Annotated in this window: 25 protein-coding genes; 17 read left to right on the top strand and 8 right to left on the bottom strand. The window is 65.9% G+C overall.

Translation table 11 applies throughout. From position 1 onward, the window contains the following. Positions 1 to 39 precede the first annotated feature (39 nt). The 8 genes from HMI59_RS08840 (at position 40) to HMI59_RS08875 (ending at position 3,682) form a co-directional block, all read left to right on the top strand. Entirely contained in the window at positions 40 to 537 is a 498-nt protein-coding gene (locus HMI59_RS08840; protein ID WP_193593383.1) for a single-stranded DNA-binding protein, read from the top strand. 171 nt (positions 538 to 708) lie between these two features. Further along, complete coding sequence (locus HMI59_RS08845; RefSeq protein WP_193593384.1) at positions 709 to 969, top strand: hypothetical protein; 261 nt, start codon at positions 709 to 711, stop codon at positions 967 to 969. After that, positions 966 to 1,175: a hypothetical protein gene (locus HMI59_RS08850; RefSeq protein WP_193593385.1), complete on the top strand. Its 210-nt coding sequence runs from the start codon at positions 966 to 968 to the stop codon at positions 1,173 to 1,175. The genes HMI59_RS08845 and HMI59_RS08850 overlap by 4 nt, the downstream gene beginning before the upstream one ends. 68 nt (positions 1,176 to 1,243) lie before the next feature. After that, entirely contained in the window at positions 1,244 to 1,657 is a 414-nt protein-coding gene (locus tag HMI59_RS08855) for a hypothetical protein (protein ID WP_193593386.1), read from the top strand. Positions 1,658 to 1,991: 334 nt separating this feature from the next. Further along, complete coding sequence (locus tag HMI59_RS08860; protein ID WP_069695068.1) at positions 1,992 to 2,300, top strand: hypothetical protein; 309 nt, start codon at positions 1,992 to 1,994, stop codon at positions 2,298 to 2,300. Positions 2,301 to 2,317: 17 nt separating this feature from the next. Further along, entirely contained in the window at positions 2,318 to 2,659 is a 342-nt protein-coding gene (locus tag HMI59_RS08865; protein WP_069695067.1) for a hypothetical protein, read from the top strand. Then, a complete protein-coding gene (locus HMI59_RS08870) occupies positions 2,656 to 3,303 on the top strand; it encodes a thermonuclease family protein (protein ID WP_193593387.1) in 648 nt (215 codons plus the stop codon). Before HMI59_RS08865 ends, HMI59_RS08870 begins: the two co-directional genes overlap by 4 nt. Before the next feature lie 43 nt (positions 3,304 to 3,346). Continuing rightward, positions 3,347 to 3,682: a hypothetical protein gene (locus HMI59_RS08875; protein ID WP_193593388.1), complete on the top strand. Its 336-nt coding sequence runs from the start codon at positions 3,347 to 3,349 to the stop codon at positions 3,680 to 3,682. Positions 3,683 to 3,696: 14 nt separating this feature from the next. Here HMI59_RS08875 and HMI59_RS08880 read toward each other — a convergent pair whose 3' ends face one another. The 3 genes from HMI59_RS08880 to HMI59_RS08890 all read right to left on the bottom strand — a co-directional run bounded on the left by HMI59_RS08880 (position 3,697) and on the right by HMI59_RS08890 (position 5,648). After that, positions 3,697 to 4,659, bottom strand: a complete 963-nt coding sequence (locus HMI59_RS08880; protein WP_193593715.1) for a DUF4365 domain-containing protein — start codon at positions 4,657 to 4,659, stop codon at positions 3,697 to 3,699. 87 nt (positions 4,660 to 4,746) lie between these two features. Next, positions 4,747 to 5,349: a Fic family protein gene (locus tag HMI59_RS08885; protein ID WP_193593389.1), complete on the bottom strand. Its 603-nt coding sequence runs from the start codon at positions 5,347 to 5,349 to the stop codon at positions 4,747 to 4,749. Beyond that, positions 5,343 to 5,648 carry a hypothetical protein gene (locus tag HMI59_RS08890; RefSeq protein WP_193593390.1) on the bottom strand — a complete coding sequence of 102 codons (306 nt, stop codon included), beginning with the start codon at positions 5,646 to 5,648 and terminating at the stop codon, positions 5,343 to 5,345. Before HMI59_RS08890 ends, HMI59_RS08885 begins: the two co-directional genes overlap by 7 nt. A gap of 191 nt (positions 5,649 to 5,839) precedes the next feature. Between HMI59_RS08890 and HMI59_RS08895 the strand changes: the two genes are divergently transcribed. Beyond that, positions 5,840 to 6,433: a hypothetical protein gene (locus tag HMI59_RS08895; RefSeq protein ID WP_193593391.1), complete on the top strand. Its 594-nt coding sequence runs from the start codon at positions 5,840 to 5,842 to the stop codon at positions 6,431 to 6,433. Positions 6,434 to 6,499: 66 nt separating this feature from the next. Here the strand turns inward: HMI59_RS08895 and HMI59_RS08900 are convergent, their stop codons facing one another. Next, entirely contained in the window at positions 6,500 to 6,721 is a 222-nt protein-coding gene (locus HMI59_RS08900; RefSeq protein ID WP_193593392.1) for a hypothetical protein, read from the bottom strand. Between the two features lie 252 nt (positions 6,722 to 6,973). Between HMI59_RS08900 and HMI59_RS08905 the strand changes: the two genes are divergently transcribed. The 5 genes from HMI59_RS08905 to HMI59_RS08925 all read left to right on the top strand — a co-directional run bounded on the left by HMI59_RS08905 (position 6,974) and on the right by HMI59_RS08925 (position 9,157). After that, positions 6,974 to 7,213, top strand: coding sequence for a hypothetical protein (locus HMI59_RS08905; protein WP_193593393.1), 240 nt, complete (start codon positions 6,974 to 6,976; stop codon positions 7,211 to 7,213). Positions 7,214 to 7,280: 67 nt separating this feature from the next. After that, entirely contained in the window at positions 7,281 to 7,610 is a 330-nt protein-coding gene (locus HMI59_RS08910; RefSeq protein WP_193593394.1) for a hypothetical protein, read from the top strand. Positions 7,611 to 7,615: 5 nt separating this feature from the next. Continuing rightward, a complete protein-coding gene (locus tag HMI59_RS08915) occupies positions 7,616 to 7,996 on the top strand; it encodes a hypothetical protein (RefSeq protein ID WP_193593395.1) in 381 nt (126 codons plus the stop codon). A 36-nt stretch (positions 7,997 to 8,032) separates the two neighbouring features. Beyond that, positions 8,033 to 8,287, top strand: a complete 255-nt coding sequence (locus tag HMI59_RS08920; protein WP_193593396.1) for a hypothetical protein — start codon at positions 8,033 to 8,035, stop codon at positions 8,285 to 8,287. A gap of 147 nt (positions 8,288 to 8,434) precedes the next feature. Then, positions 8,435 to 9,157, top strand: coding sequence for an HD domain-containing protein (locus HMI59_RS08925; RefSeq protein WP_193593397.1), 723 nt, complete (start codon positions 8,435 to 8,437; stop codon positions 9,155 to 9,157). 105 nt (positions 9,158 to 9,262) lie between these two features. On the opposite strand, the gene HMI59_RS08930 is transcribed toward HMI59_RS08925, so the two are convergent. The 3 genes from HMI59_RS08930 to HMI59_RS08940 form a co-directional block, all read right to left on the bottom strand. Next, positions 9,263 to 9,541 carry a hypothetical protein gene (locus tag HMI59_RS08930; protein ID WP_193593398.1) on the bottom strand — a complete coding sequence of 93 codons (279 nt, stop codon included), beginning with the start codon at positions 9,539 to 9,541 and terminating at the stop codon, positions 9,263 to 9,265. Between the two features lie 86 nt (positions 9,542 to 9,627). Beyond that, on the bottom strand, positions 9,628 to 10,941 hold the full coding sequence (locus HMI59_RS08935; protein ID WP_193593399.1) for a hypothetical protein: 1,314 nt from the start codon (positions 10,939 to 10,941) through the stop codon (positions 9,628 to 9,630). 52 nt (positions 10,942 to 10,993) lie between these two features. Further along, entirely contained in the window at positions 10,994 to 11,491 is a 498-nt protein-coding gene (locus HMI59_RS08940) for a hypothetical protein (RefSeq protein WP_193593400.1), read from the bottom strand. A gap of 2,144 nt (positions 11,492 to 13,635) precedes the next feature. Between HMI59_RS08940 and HMI59_RS08945 the strand changes: the two genes are divergently transcribed. Then, positions 13,636 to 13,968, top strand: a complete 333-nt coding sequence (locus HMI59_RS08945; protein WP_193593401.1) for a hypothetical protein — start codon at positions 13,636 to 13,638, stop codon at positions 13,966 to 13,968. Between the two features lie 168 nt (positions 13,969 to 14,136). Further along, positions 14,137 to 14,625, top strand: a complete 489-nt coding sequence (locus HMI59_RS08950; protein ID WP_193593402.1) for an SLOG family protein — start codon at positions 14,137 to 14,139, stop codon at positions 14,623 to 14,625. 123 nt (positions 14,626 to 14,748) lie between these two features. Here the strand turns inward: HMI59_RS08950 and HMI59_RS08955 are convergent, their stop codons facing one another. Beyond that, positions 14,749 to 15,084 (bottom strand): Lsr2 family protein, encoded by a 336-nt coding sequence (locus HMI59_RS08955; RefSeq protein ID WP_193593403.1) that lies wholly within the window; start codon positions 15,082 to 15,084, stop codon positions 14,749 to 14,751. A 207-nt stretch (positions 15,085 to 15,291) separates the two neighbouring features. On the opposite strand from HMI59_RS08955, the gene HMI59_RS08960 reads away from it, so the two are divergent. Next, a complete protein-coding gene (locus HMI59_RS08960; protein WP_193593404.1) occupies positions 15,292 to 17,217 on the top strand; it encodes a DHH family phosphoesterase in 1,926 nt (641 codons plus the stop codon). Positions 17,218 to 17,224: the final 7 nt, after the last annotated feature.

A 17,224-nucleotide genomic window follows, 5' to 3' on the forward strand; every position in this document is an offset into this window, starting at 1 on the left:
ACTGCCCGCGCGTTTCGTGCACAACGAGGAGAAACACTCATGTCGAACCCCCGCAACTCCGCCACCGTCATCGGCCGCCTGACCAAGGACCCGGTCGTCTTCAACAACCAGGACGGCTCCAAGAAGGTCGCTTTCACCCTGATGGCCGACCACAACTACACCGACAGCCAGGGCAACCGCGGCGCTGACGCCGTGCCGGTCGAGGCCTTCGTTCGCGCAACCACCAACGGCATCGGCCCGTTCGCGAGCATCCACAAAGGCGACCTGGTGGCCGTGAACCTCAAGCTGCGCCAGGACCGCTACACGAAGAACGGCGTCGAGGTCTTCGAACTCAAGGCAGTCGTCGAGGACATCACGTTCCTCGAGCCCCGCTCGGTGACCCAAGCCCGCGTGAACGAGCGCGTGGCTGCCGCCGAGGCGCAGAACCAGGCCCTGCAGGCCCAGCCGTCTCCGGCTCCAGCCCCCGTGGCCGCCTCTGCCGCACCGCAGCCGGCCGTCGCCAGCGCCGTGCACAGCGAGGAGCTGCCCTTCTCCTGAGAAGCGCGCCCCGCACCCGGCACAACCCACAACTGAATAACAACCGAATAGGCGGGTCACACACGCCGGCGGTCCCCGTCCGAGCCTCGCGCTGCTCGGACGGGGACTGCTTTCGCTGGCCGCCGTCCTGCCCTGCCCCCCACATCATCAGCCGAGAGAAGGAGTTCCGCCATGCAGATCGTCGCCGACACGACCGTCAAGGCCACCGATTACGACCAGGCCCTGCACGCAGGGCTCACCGACGTCGTCGGCTCGGTGATCACCGACCACCCCGGACCGGATGTCGAGGCCATGGTCGACGACGTCGTCACCGCCGTCATCCAGAAGCTGCGCCTGCACGCCAGCCAGGTCTTCGTCGCCGACCACGGCGACGCCCGCCCCGCCGAGCGCTTCCGCACCATCAGTGGCCGGATGGACGTGGACGAGCCATGACCGCCGTCCACGACGTGCTCAAGCACGTCAGTGTCGTGCCGCCAGCGGCTGAGCTCCCCGCAGCAGCGCGGATCCTCGCCGAGACGTATCCCCAGATCGTCGACTTCGACTCCACCGGGATGTCGGTGGAAGAGGTGCACTACTTCCTCGGCGAGTCCGCTGCCATCGCCTACTTCCAGTACCGCTCACTTCTGAAGTTGCCCTGATTCCACATGCTTCCGTGCAGAGCGGTTCGATCCCGCAGCACACCCTGGTTGATCATCAACGTGCGCCAGTGGACAACTGCACGGACCGACCACGGAACGGGTTCGATTCCCCAGCACTGCGGCTGATCCCCGCAGCGCGTCCCTGGAGACCTCCGTGGCTCCGGCCCCCACCAGCGCCCCGCGCGCCCTGCCCTGCCTTCCAGGCAGCAGCGGCGTGGCGGGGCGCTGTCTTTTCTTCTCCGGCTTCGCTCCTGGCCGGGGTGGAGGGGATCGGCACAGCCGATCCGGATCTGACGACGAAGGACAACGTCCCCGTCCTGCCCGCCCTTCACTGGAGGTCCGCCATGCCCGGTATCAGCTGCCCCAACGACGGCGCGCCAATGGAGTCCGACGCCCCCGCCAAGGCCCGCGAGCGGACCCGCCGGCGCGGCTGCGCCTGCACCCACACCTGCCCGGAGTGCGGCTACATCGAGATCCGCTGAGGCTCTGGATCTTCTTCCTGTTCTTCCTCTTTACCACGCCGGGTCCCGCAAGGAACCAATCCGGCTCCGGCGCTCTAGCTCAGCGGCAGAGCACTCGGCGTTCTGACTGCCCGCGGTTCGATTCCGCGCTGCCTGCGTCGCCCTTCGGGCGAGCGGGCTCAATCCCTGGTCGGGCAGACCCAGGCAACAGGCCACGTTCGATGGTCCGCCTCCGGGCGGCACGGGCACGGCGACGCACGAGAGGTCACGGGTTCGAACCCCGTGAGCGCCACAGATCCCGGGCCGCACAGGCCCTTGCCGATCCGCCAACTGCACCACCCAGAAGGGCACCGCCATGACTGACACCATCACCCCCGCCTTCCTCGACATCACCAAGGACAGCGGTCCTGCCGTCCAGGAGACCCTCTTCCCCTCGACCGAGCGCCACCGCATCCTCGGCGGCAAGAGTGCCCGGATGCTTCGCCGGGGCGACCGGGTCGCACTGCGCGACCTGAACCCTGATCTCGACGGAGGTACCGCCGTCGTCGAGCAGGTGCGGCCCTCGGTGGGCAGCACCGTCCACGTCCTCACCACCGGCGGGGACGCCCACCTCGTCCGCGGCTCGCGCCTGGTGCTCGTCGCCCGCGGACCGAAACAGCCCTGACCACCAAGGAAACAGCCATGTACACCGGACCCATCAGCAACGGCATGCTGCTCGGCATGACCCACGAGCGGCGCAGCGCGGTCATCCTCGAGCTCAGCCCGGACGTGCGCCGCAAGCTCGCACACATCGCCTCACTCGGTGCCGAACGCGAGACCGAGAAAGCCGCCGAGCACTTTGACAAGGGCCGGCGCACCTGGGCCGACACCAGGCTCGACCACGCCCAGTCCCTGACCCGGCTCGCTGCTGAGCTCACCGGCGGGCCCGACGGATCTTCGTCGTCGAACCCATCGACTCCGGATCCGTCGCCGCGGGCACCTGAGAGCGCCCGACGACTACTCCAGCAAGGAACCCAACCATGAAGTGCACCATGATCCGACCCCTCTTCGGCGGCCTCATCGCCGCCGTGCTCTGTATCGTCACGCTGACCGGCTGCGAAGACCTGCCGATGGCCCCCGGCATCCCGGGCACTCCGTCCACCAGCACTGCAGCAGCCCAGGAACCGGCGCAGGTGTCATCCGGCCAGCCGGCGGCCGTCGGGACCAAGGTCATCCGCGTCATCGACGGCGACACCGTCGCCGTGCAGCCGGTCGACGGCGTGCTCAAGGTGACCGACACTCGCGGCGACGTCCCTGAGCACACGGTCAGGCTCCTGGGCATCGACGCGCCGGAGATGAACTACCGCAAGGACACCGGGCCCGAGTGCGGCGCGAAGGCGGCCACTGATCATCTTGGCGGCATTCTGCCCGAGGGTCTGCCGGTAACCGTCCAGTTCGACCCGAAGTCCGACAGAACCGACCGCTACGGGCGGTCGCTCGCCTACGTCATCACACCGGCCGACAACGACGCCGCACGCCAGCAGGTCACCGACGGCTACGCCATGCCCTGGTTCCCCAAGGGCGAGCCGGAGCCCCAGCGGACCCCCGAGTACCGCACGGCAGCCGAGAAGGCCACAGCCCTGCACGCCGGTGCGCACTCCCAGTGCCCGTCCATAGGCCGTGGCTGAGAGAAGACGTGCGCTCCCACCGACGACACACCAGGAGAACCACATGCCCATCCCCGCAGCACCCACTGAACTGGAAGAGCTCCAGGTCGGCGACAAGGTCCTCGTCAAAAGGGTCCTCGACCACCCCGCCTGGATGAAGCAGGTCCCGTGCGATCCCCGCAACGGGTCCACCACGAAGTACGTCCGCGACCCGCAGGTCGTGGAGGAGCTGGGGATGAGCAGCGTAGTGGACCGCCGCGCGGTGCCCGCGATCGCAGCCGCCGGCAACTGGCCGGGACGCGAGGCGCACACGCTGGTCCGGCTGCCCAACGGCTTCTGGTACGACTGCGCCACCGGCCTGCAGGACGGGTCCGGATCCACGCGCATCGAACGGGCCTGACCAACACATCCGTGCTATTGGTCGCCTGTAAGCTGCCGATCACCCTCGGTGGCGAACTTGTCTACCACCAAGAAGGCCTTGCCCAGATCGTTGAGGGTCAGTTCGAGGCGGAAGCAGTCAACTTCACCTTCGGCATTCTTATAAGGACGGATCCCGTTTGCAATGCGCTCGCGCCTCCAGTCATCAAACGACTCGGTGAAGAATTGATCACCCTCATCCCAAATCGAGCACTCCGCCTCGTACTGGTCATACTCCGCATCGTCATAGGTTTCTTCGTGGACATCGAGGTCGGCCCAGGCAAACAGCTTCGCTACCGCATCGGCGTAACTTGTCGGCCCCACGAAGAACTGCCAGGTGACAAGTTCCTCTGGATCATGGCCGTCCTCATGATCGATACCAATCGAGATCGAACCACGGCCTGAAGACTTGTTAATCCATTCCTCCATATCGACAAGAAGCCGCGTACCGCCTGCGAGCATCTCCATCCAGGGTCTCGCCAGCTGGAGTTCGCGGATTCGGAGGACATAGGGGTCGCCCTCCGCGGCATCCTTGAGCGGAGTTTGGGCTGTCTCATCAAGCAAGTGCGCAGCTGGCACGAGCAGCTTCCATCCACCGGTCGACGTTTCGACGAGCGTCTCGCGATTGACTAGCTGCCAGTGGCATTGCTTGGTCTCAGGGTGGTAGAGGACGACAACTACTGGCAGCGAGTGGTTCGTCCAGTAGCGCACATGGGCCGCATCAGGCCGAAACCACCAGCCTTCGGGACCAGGTTCGCTGAACCAGCTTTTGCCCCCCTTGATCTGGAGAGCCAGGAGCCGACCACGGACATCCTCACCCTCCACGATCTCCGCGTGAGCATCGATACCGTAGTCTTCGCTAGGCTGATCGCGAAAAAGCCATCCGAGCTCATCTTCGATGGCAAGGCGTGTGTGGGTCAGGCCTTCACTGCCGACTTTGGCACTAGGTTTACGGCGCATCACGGATCTATCTTGCCGCACTGCAAGCCAGACGTGACCTTCCGCCGTGTTCAGCGGTAATTGTCTTTCTCTGCCGTGCCCGGATGCCTAATCTTCGTGATCGATGAGCCCGACAGCGCCGAGGAGCATGCCAACGTCCAGACTTAGGTCCGCTTCCCGCAACCCCTCGAAATACCGGTGCGACTCCAGGGCCGGCTGCCAGTCGAAGGTGTAGCGCAAGGTGAGGCTGAAAAGCAGCAGATCGGCGAACAAGCGGGTGATTCTCCCGTTTCCATCCACGAATGGGTGCACCCTGACGAGCCGGTGGTGCGCGGTCATCGCCACCCAAGCCGGATCCATCTCATCCCGCTCTACCCAGAATCCGATATTTCCGACCTCCGCCGCCAGTTGCTCCCGGATCTGCTCGGGGGGCACGCCGATGGTGACCTCCCTGGTCCTGATCTTTCCCGCCCACTTCCAGATGGGGGAGTAGCAGTTTTCATGGAGGGACTCGAGGACACCGTTCCTGGCGAGGTCGAATGCGGTGATTTCCCCTTCACCGATGGCGGACATGAACTCAACCTGCACTGCGGAGATGGCGTTGGCCTCGGCCTCGTATACCTGCAGTTTCGTGTCGAAGGACACTCCGTCGACGAATGCCGTCGCGTCTTCCGGGTCAACCGGTGTGCTGTCGTAGCCCGGGCTCACCACGCCGCCGCTGCATCGTCCGGCGGCCAGCGGCGGTCCCTGTCCCGCAGCCTGATCGCAAGCACCTCTGCGACGGCTTTTCGCGACTCTTGTGTGGACTTCACGACGATGTCCTCGGACTGCACGGCCCGGTCCTCGATAGCCATAGAGGCGGCCACCTGCTCGGCGATGACCCGATGGTCAACCGTGATCGGCTTCATTTCCGGCTGTAACTCAAAGGATACGGACAAGGAGCCGAGACGTTCGGTCTTAGCCATCGCCGTCCGCTTAACCAGTCCCTCAGTGTACTTGACCTTCTTCATCCCGCCTCCTTCCGCCGCTCACTGTTCACAGTTTACGTCTGTATAGCCAACCCGGCACGGGGAGAGCCCCTGGTGCCGGGTTGGTGTGTTTCCTAGCGCTCCTGATGGCGGCTCCTCAGATCGGCACAGCCGATCCGGATCTGGCCCCGAAGGACGGTTCGCGCTCCTTCCCGACCAGAAGGAGCAGCACGATGAGCAACGACGACCACAAGTGCAGCCTGGCCCAGCTGGAGCGGGCCCTCGAGGTGCTCGACGGCAAGCTGAAGCGCCTGGGGCTGAAGGCCCCGGTACTGATCCGCGCCATCGGCGGCTTCGCGCTCATGAAGTACGGCATCCGTGCTGCGGACCGGGCGTTCACCGTCGACATCGACTCTGTCACCCCCGACTTCGCCCCGGAGGTTCTGGCAGCGATTCACGAGGTCGCCGAAGAGCTGAACCTGGAGCGCGATTGGATCAACAACGACAACGTGATGGATGGCGACGACGCTGAGCTGGTCGCGTCGATGTACCAGGCATGCTGGATCGCGGACGACACAGCGTACGAGTGCATCGAGATGCAGCTGGCCAGTGTTCCCACACTGACCCGGGCCAAGATCATCGCAGCCGACACTGCCGAGTTCTCCGGCCGTGCACAGGACTTGCCGGACCTGCTGGAACTGCTCCGATTCCAGGGCATCACCACTGCTGCCCGGTTCTATGCTGCTTACCCGGATCCCCACGACGAGTACCCCGCCGCTCGCGACGCCGTGCACGAGCACTTCGCTGCAGACAGGACGTTCGCGTGAAGAAGACCCCACCGTCCGGAGCGTGTGCTCCGGACGGTGGGGTCTCTTTTTTTCTGCGTCCGTGGCTTACTGCTCGCCGGAATCTTCAGGGCTGCCGCCGTCGTCGATGTCCTTCATCCGCTGTTCCAGCCGGGTTGCGTGGGCCTCTTTGACTTTCCGGTAGACCTTGACGCCGCCGGCGATGACCAGACCTGCAGCCGCCAAGACCCCTGCGGCGATCAGGTCCTCTGTACGGGCATCCTGCTTGCCTGCGTGGTAGCCCTCGCCATAGACCGCGCTTCCCGCCACGAATCTCTCCCTTTTTTGAATTTTGAACTCCGCCGAAAGCCTATCCCAGGGTGCGTAACGGGAGTGTGCCGATGCTGCGGATCACCTGCACTGTGCCGGCGCGGGGTTGGAAGCTTCTTGTTGTTCTTCTACATCTTCGATTCTCAGGTGCAGCCGGTGGAGGTGACAGCGGAGCTGTCACGGAGGAGTCATCGACGAAGGGCGGCCTGCAGTGCAGCGCCGCGCCCCCACAGGATTCCGAGGAGAACCGCCATGAGCACCATCGCCGTACCCGTGCAGGACGCGCTGCCGTTCGACTTCGGCTCTGATGTGCTGGTCGTCAGCGCGCCCGTCTACGACGAACAGGCCCGCCAGGCCGACCGCGAGCTGTGCCAGCGCTACTTCACCGGATGGTGCGGCACGGCGTTCACGGCGGACGGCACCCAGGCAGAACACAGCGGGACTACTTTCGCGGACTTCCAGGCTGCCTCCCGCCGTCTGGCTGAGAGCTGAGGAACCAGCGCAGCTGATCCAGGTCCGGCATCGAACAAACGACTTCATCAAACAGGAGGGGATCACCGTGTCCACTGCCATCACTTCCGAGCCCGACCTCGACGCTGAAGCGCAACGCGTTTCCGCCGTCCACCGGCTCGCCACAAGCAAGGCCTTCCATCCAGAGCTGCGGCGCGCCGAGGCTCAGGCCCGGGTCCAGCTCGCGGCCGCCGTCATGGCAATGGACGAGGTCGAGGACCGCATCGCCGCCGGCGAGAAGATCCACTCACTCTACGAGCAAGCCGCCGTTGAACGCGCCAAGGACGCCTACGCCCAAGCGCTGGCTGATCTCGTCCGCGGCGAATCCAGCGTTGAGGCTGACCCGTCGACTTCCCAGCCCATGAACCAGGAGCACTGATCACCATGTCCTTTCTCGAGAAAATCGGATTCTTCGAGACCGCCGAGCAGGAAGCACAGCGCCTCGCGCAGTCGCCCGAAGGCTCGGCCAACCACGAACTGTCCAAGCTGCCGGTCACCATCGAGCAGTGGCCCCAGGACCTGCTCATCGAGCTGCCCTGGCACGCCACCGAGCGCGGTTCCGGCCACCGTGTCGTCGTGGTGCCCATCGAATATCGCGGCGAAGCGCGGACCGAAGGCAAGGAAGAACCCCGTCCTCGCAAGCGCCACGCCGGTTGGTGGAACTGCGCGGTCGTCGCCAGCGACCACCCCAGCTACCCGGTCGGCGGCTCCCGGCTGAGCATCCCCGCTGCCGAGCTCGCCCGCGGCAAGCGGATCGAGCTCTGAGAGAACACACCCCACGACGAAGGAGCGTGAACCACCATGCCTGACACGGTGCAGACCACCGGTCGGCGCAAGCGGATCCTCCGGAATGTCGGCAGGACGCTCCTCGTCACGGGAACCGTGCTGAACGTCCTCGCCCTGCTGCCCGCGATCGCAGCCAGCGCCTGGACCGGCCACTGGACAGCGAGCGTGGTGCTCGTGGCCCTGTCCGGTGCCGTCTGGGCTGCTGGCTGGCTCGGCCTGAAGGCCCGGGCTGCGCGGTTGCGCAGCCGGAACAGTGCGCGGCCCAACTGACCAGGTTGTCACTCCACAGAGCCCCGGCTCCTGCGCTCCGGCGCGGGGGACGGGGCTCGCTCTTTGCAGCGCAGACGGATCAGCGCTGCGGGGCAGCGCCTGGTGTTTTCCAACAGCAAGAGAACCATCCCGAACAAAGGAAGAGCCATGACCACCCTGCCCACCACGCGCATCCCGCTCAAGCAGATGGACTCCGCACTGCTCGTGTTCGAACTCGAGCGGGAGATCCAACGCCTGATGCCCGGCACCGCGAACACGGAACTTGTCACCGGCGCAGCTGCGACGGCCTCTTTCCTGCACCGCGATCAGACCCGCTTCGTCAGGGGAGACCTGCCGCGTGTGCCGTACATCGAGCATCCGCTGCGCGTGGCGCTGCGGCTCCTGCGCTGGGGTGTCACCGACGCTGAGCTCATTGCCGCGGCGCTGCTGCACGATGTCGTCGAGGACTGCAGCGAAGGACTGCTTGCGGCGTTCGGCCAGCCTGGAGAGAACCCACTGGATTGCCTGACGCGGCTGTACGGCCGGCGCGTCGCACTGCTGGTCGCAGCGATGACCAATCCCGGCGGGAGCACCTCCTACGAGGAGCACCTCGCTGTGCTGGCCAGCTCCGGCTCCCGGGCGCTGCTCATCAAGGCCAGCGACCTGAAGGACAACGCCGGTTCCATCCGCCACCAGCTTGGCCACGGCCAGGACTCGCGCATGTACCGAATGCTCTTCAAATACATGCCTGCCGTCGAGATCGTCGCAAAGGGCCTGCGCAGCTCGCTTTGCTGCCCTGCGACCCAGCAGTGCACCATGTCCGCCATCGCCGCGATGGAAGATCTCAGCCACGATCTCGCAGCCCTGTCGGCCGAGCATGGCATTGACTGACCATCCTGTTGACCTGGATCACCAGCACAGCAAAGGCCTCCCCGGGGCAGCACCAGCTGCCGCCGGGGAGGTCTCTTTTTTCGCCCGCGCTGTACCTGCCGGGCGCTACGGCATGTTGTCCATCGGCAGCAATGAGATGCCGATGAGATCCACGGCTCCGGTGAGCACTCCGCCGAGCAGGAACATCAGCCCGGAAACCACCATCACGAGCACGGCGAAGACCACAGGTCGGTCCTCGTAGAGATGCTGGAGCCGTGCGACGATACCCGAAGGCTTCTCACGGGTCTCGCTCGGGTCCTTCTGGGGTCCGTCGTTGGGCTCGTCGTTGGGCTCGTCGTTGGGCTCGTCGTTGGGCTCGTCGTTGGGCTCGTCGTGGTCAGTCATGGTGCTGACGCCTCCTCGGGTCTGTTGATGGTCTGTTGCTGGCCGGTCCGCAGTCCTCGCGGGACCTAGCTACGGGTGCACGATCGTCACGCCGCCGCCTTGCTGCGCTTGCCCTCGGGCTTCTGGACCTCGACGGCCTTCGCCGCCAGGTACAGGCCCTCGCGGTTCAGATGTCGGGAGTACGCAGCGTCGAGGTACAGCACCGGGATCCCGCCGGCGGCCTTCTGCAGGACCGGGCGCAGGATCTCCTTGACCGGGCCCGAACCGCCGCCGTAGACGTACACCACCTCGGTGGTTCCGCCGACCTCAGCGAGGACGTCCTCGAAGCGTGCGCCGATCTCCTCGGCCAGGTACTCGGCCTCCTCGTCGACGTAGCCCTTGGCGCGGTCAAACCTACCCTGGAGGAATACGCTGGGCTCCTGCTGCAGGAAGTCGGCCAGCGCCTTGCGGTTCTTGAACCGCAGGTCCTTGTCTCCGCTGGTGCTCATGCGGTCCAGCGCGTTCGTCAGCGCAGTGCCGAAGCCCTGGTCCAGCGTGCTGGCCGCTTCGGAGTTGAACGCGCCGTCGGTGAAGACGGGGAAGTTCACGGTGCCCTCGCCGACGTCGACGCCGACGGTGTTGCGCACACCGACCAGCAGCTCGGCGGTGACACCATGCAGGCGCGCGGCCTCCTCAGGGTCGGAGGCCCGAAGATCGTCCAGCAGAGCCTGCGCCAGCGGCGCGCCCTTGTCGGTGATCGCGAACTGCGCGGACGCACCCTCGGGCAGGACCTGCACATCCTCGAACTGCAGGCGTACGGTGACCGGCGTGGAGAAGTTCTTCACGGTCACCAGGTGCACCGTGGGGTCAGCCGCGCCCAGGAGTCCCACGAACTGCGCAGCGTAGGCGCTGCGGCGCTGTACGTACTCGGCAATCGGCAGAGCCAGGCCCGCGCGCACCGTGGCGCGCAGCTCGCGGTCCGGCAGCGCGCCGTGCTCGCGGACATAGTCGCGCAGGGCCTTGGCGGCGAAGACGCCAAGGACGAGCACCGAGCTCAGTTCCTGGTCGGCCTTCGAGCGGGATCCGACGACCTCGAACTGCGTGAACTTCGACCCCGGGGTACTCAGTGCCGCCCGGCCGAAGGTGCGCAGGTCCGAGTGCCCGATCAGGGGAGTGGTGAACGAGGCGGCGACGCGGTTGTAGAAGTCGTCCTCCACCACGATCTTGAAGGCATCCGAGTCAGCCTCGGGCACCTTGGGCGTGGAGCGCGAGGTGCTCACCACGGCCGAAGGAAGGTCGATCGTGTCGAAGGCCTCCTTGCCGTGGACCTCGCCGCGGATGACGCCCTTGACGTATCCGTTGCCGACGTCGATGCCGCCGGTGAGCTGGATGATCTTCTCGGCGGTGCGGGTGTTGCTCATGGTTGTGTCCCTCTCGGTCAGGAAGTCGGTGTCTCAGGAAGTGCGGTGCGGATCAGCGGGTGAGGAAGGCATCCAACCCCGAAGGGACAGAAGGCTCCTCGGCGGGAACGGGACGGGGCTCGCGGACAGGAGGCACGGGCGGCGGCTGAACAGCCTGGGCGGCCCCGACGCGCTGCACGGGCTCTGAAGGAACAGCAACAGGCACAGCAGCCTCGTCCCGGCTTTCGCGACTCTTGCGCTGGCTTTCACTCCCGTCACGGCCGTCATCGCCGCGTTCCTCTCCTTCATGGGCCTCGCTGCGCCCGGGGTCCTGCTCACCCTGCGGCGGCCGGCTCTGCTCGAGGGCGTCGCCCGGAGGACGACCGCGGCGGGGAAGCTGTTCGACGGGCCGGTTGACCACGTCGATGTAGCCGTCGCGCTGGATGGACTCGCGGATCAACAGCTGGAGCGAGCGCGAGATGTCGTACTGCTCGTCCAGCCACCGGTTCGTCGACTCATCGGCCCGCGGGACGCTCCAGCGCAGACGGCGCGGCTCGGCCTTATCGGTCATCGCGGGCACCCCCTTGCGCCCTCGTGCTGATGGACATTGCCTCGGTCATCACGGCCCCCTCTCATGCACGGTCCGCGAGGCGCTACTGCCAGTCGGGGACCTTTCGACTCATTTATCAGTCGTCATTCTACTGGTCTTTCAATGGTCTCTGCAAGGACCACGCCGAGATCAGCAAAAGGCCACCAACAGATCAGACCTGCATCACCGTGAGCGACCCCTGGCCGCGGCGGGACCCGTGGGAGCCGCCGGCAGGACCCACAGAAGGCCACGGGTCAGCCGGGGAACCAGAAGGCACTGGACTCATCAAGGGCTTACCCGGGACCGGCACGCGGTCCGCTGCGGACCAGCAGAAGACCTCGATCAGGCCACGGCACATTGGAGGGCGCTCGGTGGTCCCACACGAAGCACAGAAGCGCCCTCGAAAAGACCAACAACAGTCCACCCTGGCGAGCCGGACCAGAGCAGACCTGTAAGAGACCATCGTGAGACCAACAGTGCGCCCGAAGCGGCCCCGAGGAGCGCCATCCGGCACTCAATGGCGTCTGAATGGCCTTTCTGGACTCTCTCGGGTCTTGTGTGGGTCTGGTCTGTGTCCCTGTCTGGCCATGCCGGGGCAACGATCTGTCCACTACGGGACCAGAAAGGATCCAGCGATGCGGGTCAAATCAATGCGTGGAACACCCGCCGGCGACACCCTGAAACAGCCCTGGAGCGCCGGCGGAGCAACCTGGGGAGCTGTCGATACACATTGGAGCAGCTGTGATTGCGCCTGTGGCGTCACCGACCCGCCCGGGGGCCGCAGAGAGAGCAGAGGGAAAAGGCGAACCGGGTAGTAGGGCCCCGCATGGAGCGAAACGGTACAAACTCCGCTTCCTTCCGAGTCTCACGGGCGGTGGGGGTCCAGAAGGTGAGAACCCGTGAGCCTCTCCAGGAAGCTGCACCTGGTGGGAAACCCGGGCGGCTCGGTGACGCTGTGGAAGCGGGGGCTCCGTTGGATCCAGGGAGGCTTCATGCTTCCCGGGAAAGCTCCTCTTCTGATGCGTCCACGAGGGACAGGCCGGGCGGTGGCCGTCGAGGACTCGCTGTCGCTCATCCAGGGGTGCAGCAGCCACCAGGAGGGGCAGGCGGCCGGCCCGGAACGGACCCCGGTAAGGAAGAGGTGTGGGCCCGCCTCGGACGCGGTGCGACAGGTGCTGGCGCGACCGTGAAACAGAGCCGGAGTGAGCCCCCGCACACCGGTGCGACGAGCGCACCGACAGATCAGTGCAGTGCTGTGACAGCAGAGTTTTCCACAGACTGACGCGACAGGTCGCGGGGAGTGGTGAACCGCTGCGCGCCTGGTCTGATGCGCCTGCGGCAGCAGGATGCACCGCGGGGTGCGGACCGGGCTGCACCCGACGTCGCTGACGCTACGTGTGAGGACCCGTACGGGTACCGCTCGTGCCTCGCGGTGGTGCGGAAGATGCACCCGTACGGCGTTGCCGCGGACGGCGAAAGGGCTGTACGCCCAAAAGCCCGTAAAACCAGCAAAAACGACATGACCCGTACACCCGCTGCGCGGATGGAGAGGGGGTGTACGGGTCAAGGGTGTACAGGCCGTTTCCCCTGATATTCCAGGCTTCCGCTAACGCTCCAGCCGTGGAACGGCGAAATGGCGGCAAGAGAGGAAAAGGGCATAAGGGAACCTGGCAACAGCGGTCCTGCGGACCCTCCGCTTCGCTCTGGTCTCTCGCTGCGCTTCGAGACGCTGTTGGTCGGCATAGCCGACAGGTTCCACCGCTCGCTTCGCTCGCCGGTCCGTCAGTCGCTGCGCTCCCTCCGGCTATGCCCAGCGCTGCGCTTGAGTGGAGGACGCCCCCGCCTGCCCCGCCGCATTTGTCCACAGGTGGACGACGCGGCAAAGGGTGCAGCCAGGCGGTGGATCACCTGGCGCTGCGCACCAGGTTTGTCCGAGGAGGACGGCCCGTCGGCCGGCCCGCTGCGCGGCCCAGTCGGAGCAGTTCCCGACACGGTTCACCAGTGGGCCGTCAGGCCAGCGGAGCTGGCACGGGAGCTGGACCGTACATCGAGTCTCCGCGGACCCCTGGCGAGACCTGCACTCGATGCCCGACACCTGCATCCCGAGAAACAGAAGAGGCATCGTCATGACACACGCCCGGAAGGCATCCAGGTCCGCACGCCGGCCACAGCCGCAGCTCTCGCCCTACGACACCGGAGCCAGGTGCGAGGCCAAGCCGTGGATCCCCTACGGAGAGCGAGTCACTGCGGCGACTCCGGCGGAGAGCTTTGGCAAGGTCGACTTCGACGATGAAGAGAGCGGCACGGTCTGCGTCGCCTACCTCGAGCGCGACATGGACGGTGGATACACCCTTCACGTCGCACCGCTCAGCGAGGACCGGAAGGTCCGGGTGGCAATCCATTACGAACGCGGCGTTGCCAGGGTCAACGGTGCCCAGGCGTCGGCAGCTGCCGCGTAGTGACCTGCCGAGTGAGAAGGAACACCGGGAATCATTCCGGAAAACATTGCGGCGAAAGAGGGCGCGAATGATGCAGCGACAGACGAGTATCACAATCCGGACTGCCACCGCGGTCGCCTCGGCGGGATCTATGCCGATGACCAAGATGACCAGCCGGGAGGCATCACGATGACCAGTGGATTCAGCCATGCCCTGCTCGTGACCGGTTCCCGAACCTGGGACGCCGCGGAGGCCATGAAGGCGGCTTTGAACGAGGCCTGGAGAGCCTGGGGACCGTCTGCGGTCGCCCGACCCGTGCTCCTGTCAGGGCACTGTCCCAAGGGTGCTGACGCCATGGCCGAGCGGCTGTGGCGGGCTGCCGGCTTCGAAGTAATTGAGTTCCCGGCCGACTGGAGCGCTGAGCCCAGGGCGGCGGGCTTCACCCGGAACCAACGGATGGTCGATGCCCTCGTCGCCATGCGCGCCGGGGGAGCGCAGGTCCGCGTCGCCACCTTCCTGGACCTGTGCAGCAAGTGCGATCAGCGCACCGGCCAGCAGCAGCTGATGCCCCGAACGCCGGGGCACTTCTCACATGGCACCGTGCACGCCCGCTCCCGCGCCCTGGCTGCAGGCATCGAGGTCGAGGACGTCATCCACCCGCGCCTGCCGCCGTTCTGACAGGTGCCCGGCCCGGACATGACAACAGCCCTGCAGCTGGTGCTGCAGGGCTGTTGATCCTTGATGCGATTAGGTGGCCGGAGGTCTCTCCGGTATGGCCCGAAAGACTGCGGAAAAGGTGGACTAGAGAGTCCGCTCGATGCCGTGTGCCTCGTCGTAGGCCTTCATGACAGCTTTCGGAATGCGACCAAACTCGGGCACTTCATGACCGTTCTCGCGCGCCCACTTACGGATCTCCTCGCGTTCCTCGGGCGTCGTCTCGGGCACGAGTCGCTTCTTCTCGCCCTTCTTAGTGGCCTTTCGACCCTTACTGATGTATTCCTTGAGATTCTTCTCAAGCTCTTTGCGCTCTTCGTCGGTCAGGTCTATCTCGAACCAGGTGTCGCCCAGTCCGAAGGTGACTGTGGCAGCATCCGGCTTGCCACTGATGTCCGACTCCACAATATTTCGAATAGCCATGTCTTGAATGGTAGACGATCCGAACCACCTTAGAGAAGTCTTTGGGCACGCCAGAACGACAGATCTTTCGAATGCCTTCATCATAGGCCGAAAACACTGCAATACCAGCATAATCCACCTGCCACACTGCTAAAATCACACTGCCAGCGAGTGCCTTTCTCCACCCCTGTAAACCGACCATTCGACACGATCGAGAGGCCCCCCACCATGACCATTCTCCAGACCGTCGACGACCATCCACTGACGGACGACGGCGTCGACCTGTTCGCCCTGATGTGCCAGCGCCGCGGCTGGACCGACGAGTACCTCCGCGAGATCGAATCAGCTGAACACGACGAGCTCCTGGGCCTGGCCGAGATGGTCGAGGCCCTGGAAGACGCCCGGGCCGCCGGCCACAAGGTCACCATCGCCCCCGACTTCGACATGGACGGGATCTCCTCCGGTGTGCTCGGCTACGCCGGACTCTCAGAGCTCGGCTTCGACGTCGAGCTGCACCTGCCCGACTACCGCCGAGGCCACGACCTCACGCCCGAAGACATCGCAGAGATCGCCGCGACGTGGCCGGACACCAAGGTCCTGCTGACCTGCGACGGGGGAGTGAACTCCCACCGCGGGATCGCCGCCGCCCGGGCCCTGGGATGGAAGACCCTGGTCACCGACCACCACGAGGAACTCGAACCCGGTTCGAGCGCCGACGTCACCGTCGACCCCTGCCGGATGGACGAGACCTACGCCAACACCGGCATCTGCGGCGCGCACGTGCTCTACCAGGTGTTGGAGGCCTATGCCCGCGTCCACCGGCCGGTGAAGCTCTGGGAGATCCGCCTGCTGCGCCTGTTCGCCGGCCTGGGCACCGTCTCCGACGTCATGCCCGTGCTGTACGAGAACCGGCAGCTGGTGCGCGACTCGCTGTCCATCGCACGGCTGCTGTACGCGCCCGCACCGCGCACGGTCCCGACCCCTTGGGGCTTCGACCCGGACCCCGAGGCAATCGACGTCGGACAGTCGACTCTGATGCAGCTGCTGCGCGTAGACCCGCACCACCCGGCCTTCGTCCGGGCCTTCGAGGGCTTCGCGGTCCTGCTGAAGGCCTTCGGCCAGGCAGGCAAGGTCCGCGACATCGACAGCATCGACGAGGGCTTCTACGGGTTCTACCTCGCGCCGGCGATGAACTCCCCGCGCCGCACGGGCGACCCGCTCGCACCGTGCTTCGGCGTGTTCACCGCGCCTGACCAGGACTTGATGCTCGAGGCGGCACACCAGGTCATCGCGACCAACGAGAGCCGCAAGGAGCTTGTCGAGGTCCACACCCAGGAGCTCGAGGAGGGTGATCAGCCGCTGGCCCCCTGGGTCTACTTCTCCGAGGCCTACCCGGGCATGTACGGTCTGCTCGCCAACCGGCTGATGGAGCGCCACGGCCACCCGGTCGTCGTGCTCAACCGTCCCGCCGGGCCGGATGACTACGTCGGCGGCTCCGGCCGGGCACCGTCGTGGTTCGGCATCATCGACACGCTCGAGCACCAAGACGGCATGCGCGCCATCGGCCACCAGCAGGCCTGCGGCGTCAAGGTCGACCGGGCGGAACTGCTCGACGGTCTGGTCGAAGCCTTGCGGGAGGCCACACAGGTTGCCCTGCTGGCTGCCGTCCAGGATGATCGCCGGGCCGACCTGGTCCTGGGCCCGGACCGGGACTGCGATGCTGGCCTGGACGACCTCGAGCCTCTGGTCGGCTTCGTCCGGCGTGTGGAAGCGCTGCGGCCCTTCGGCCACGGCTTCGTCGAACCGGTGGTCGAAATCGCCGTCGAGCCCCTCGGGCTGCGGGTGGACCGGATCGGCTCCGATACTGACTGCGGCCATGAGCGCACCGACGCCAACCTGATGACCAACGCCCGCGGCTACCGCGTGTGCCGCCTGTGCAAGAAGCACCTGCGGCTGGTCACCAGGTCCGGGCTGTCCTGCCTGTGGTGGAACGTCGCCGAGGAGAAGGAACCGGAGATTTCGGCTCTGACGCGGTCGGCCAGCCGCACCGAGGTCGGAACGCTGCGTTTCATCGCGAAGCTGCAGCTAAACACCTTCCGCGGCGAGACCCGCGTCCAGGCCGTCATCGAAGAGCAGATCCCCGCGTCTGTCTGACCACGGA

Source organism: Paenarthrobacter sp. YJN-5 (assembly GCF_015040095.1).
Classification (GTDB): Bacteria; Actinomycetota; Actinomycetes; order Actinomycetales; family Micrococcaceae; genus Arthrobacter; species Arthrobacter ureafaciens.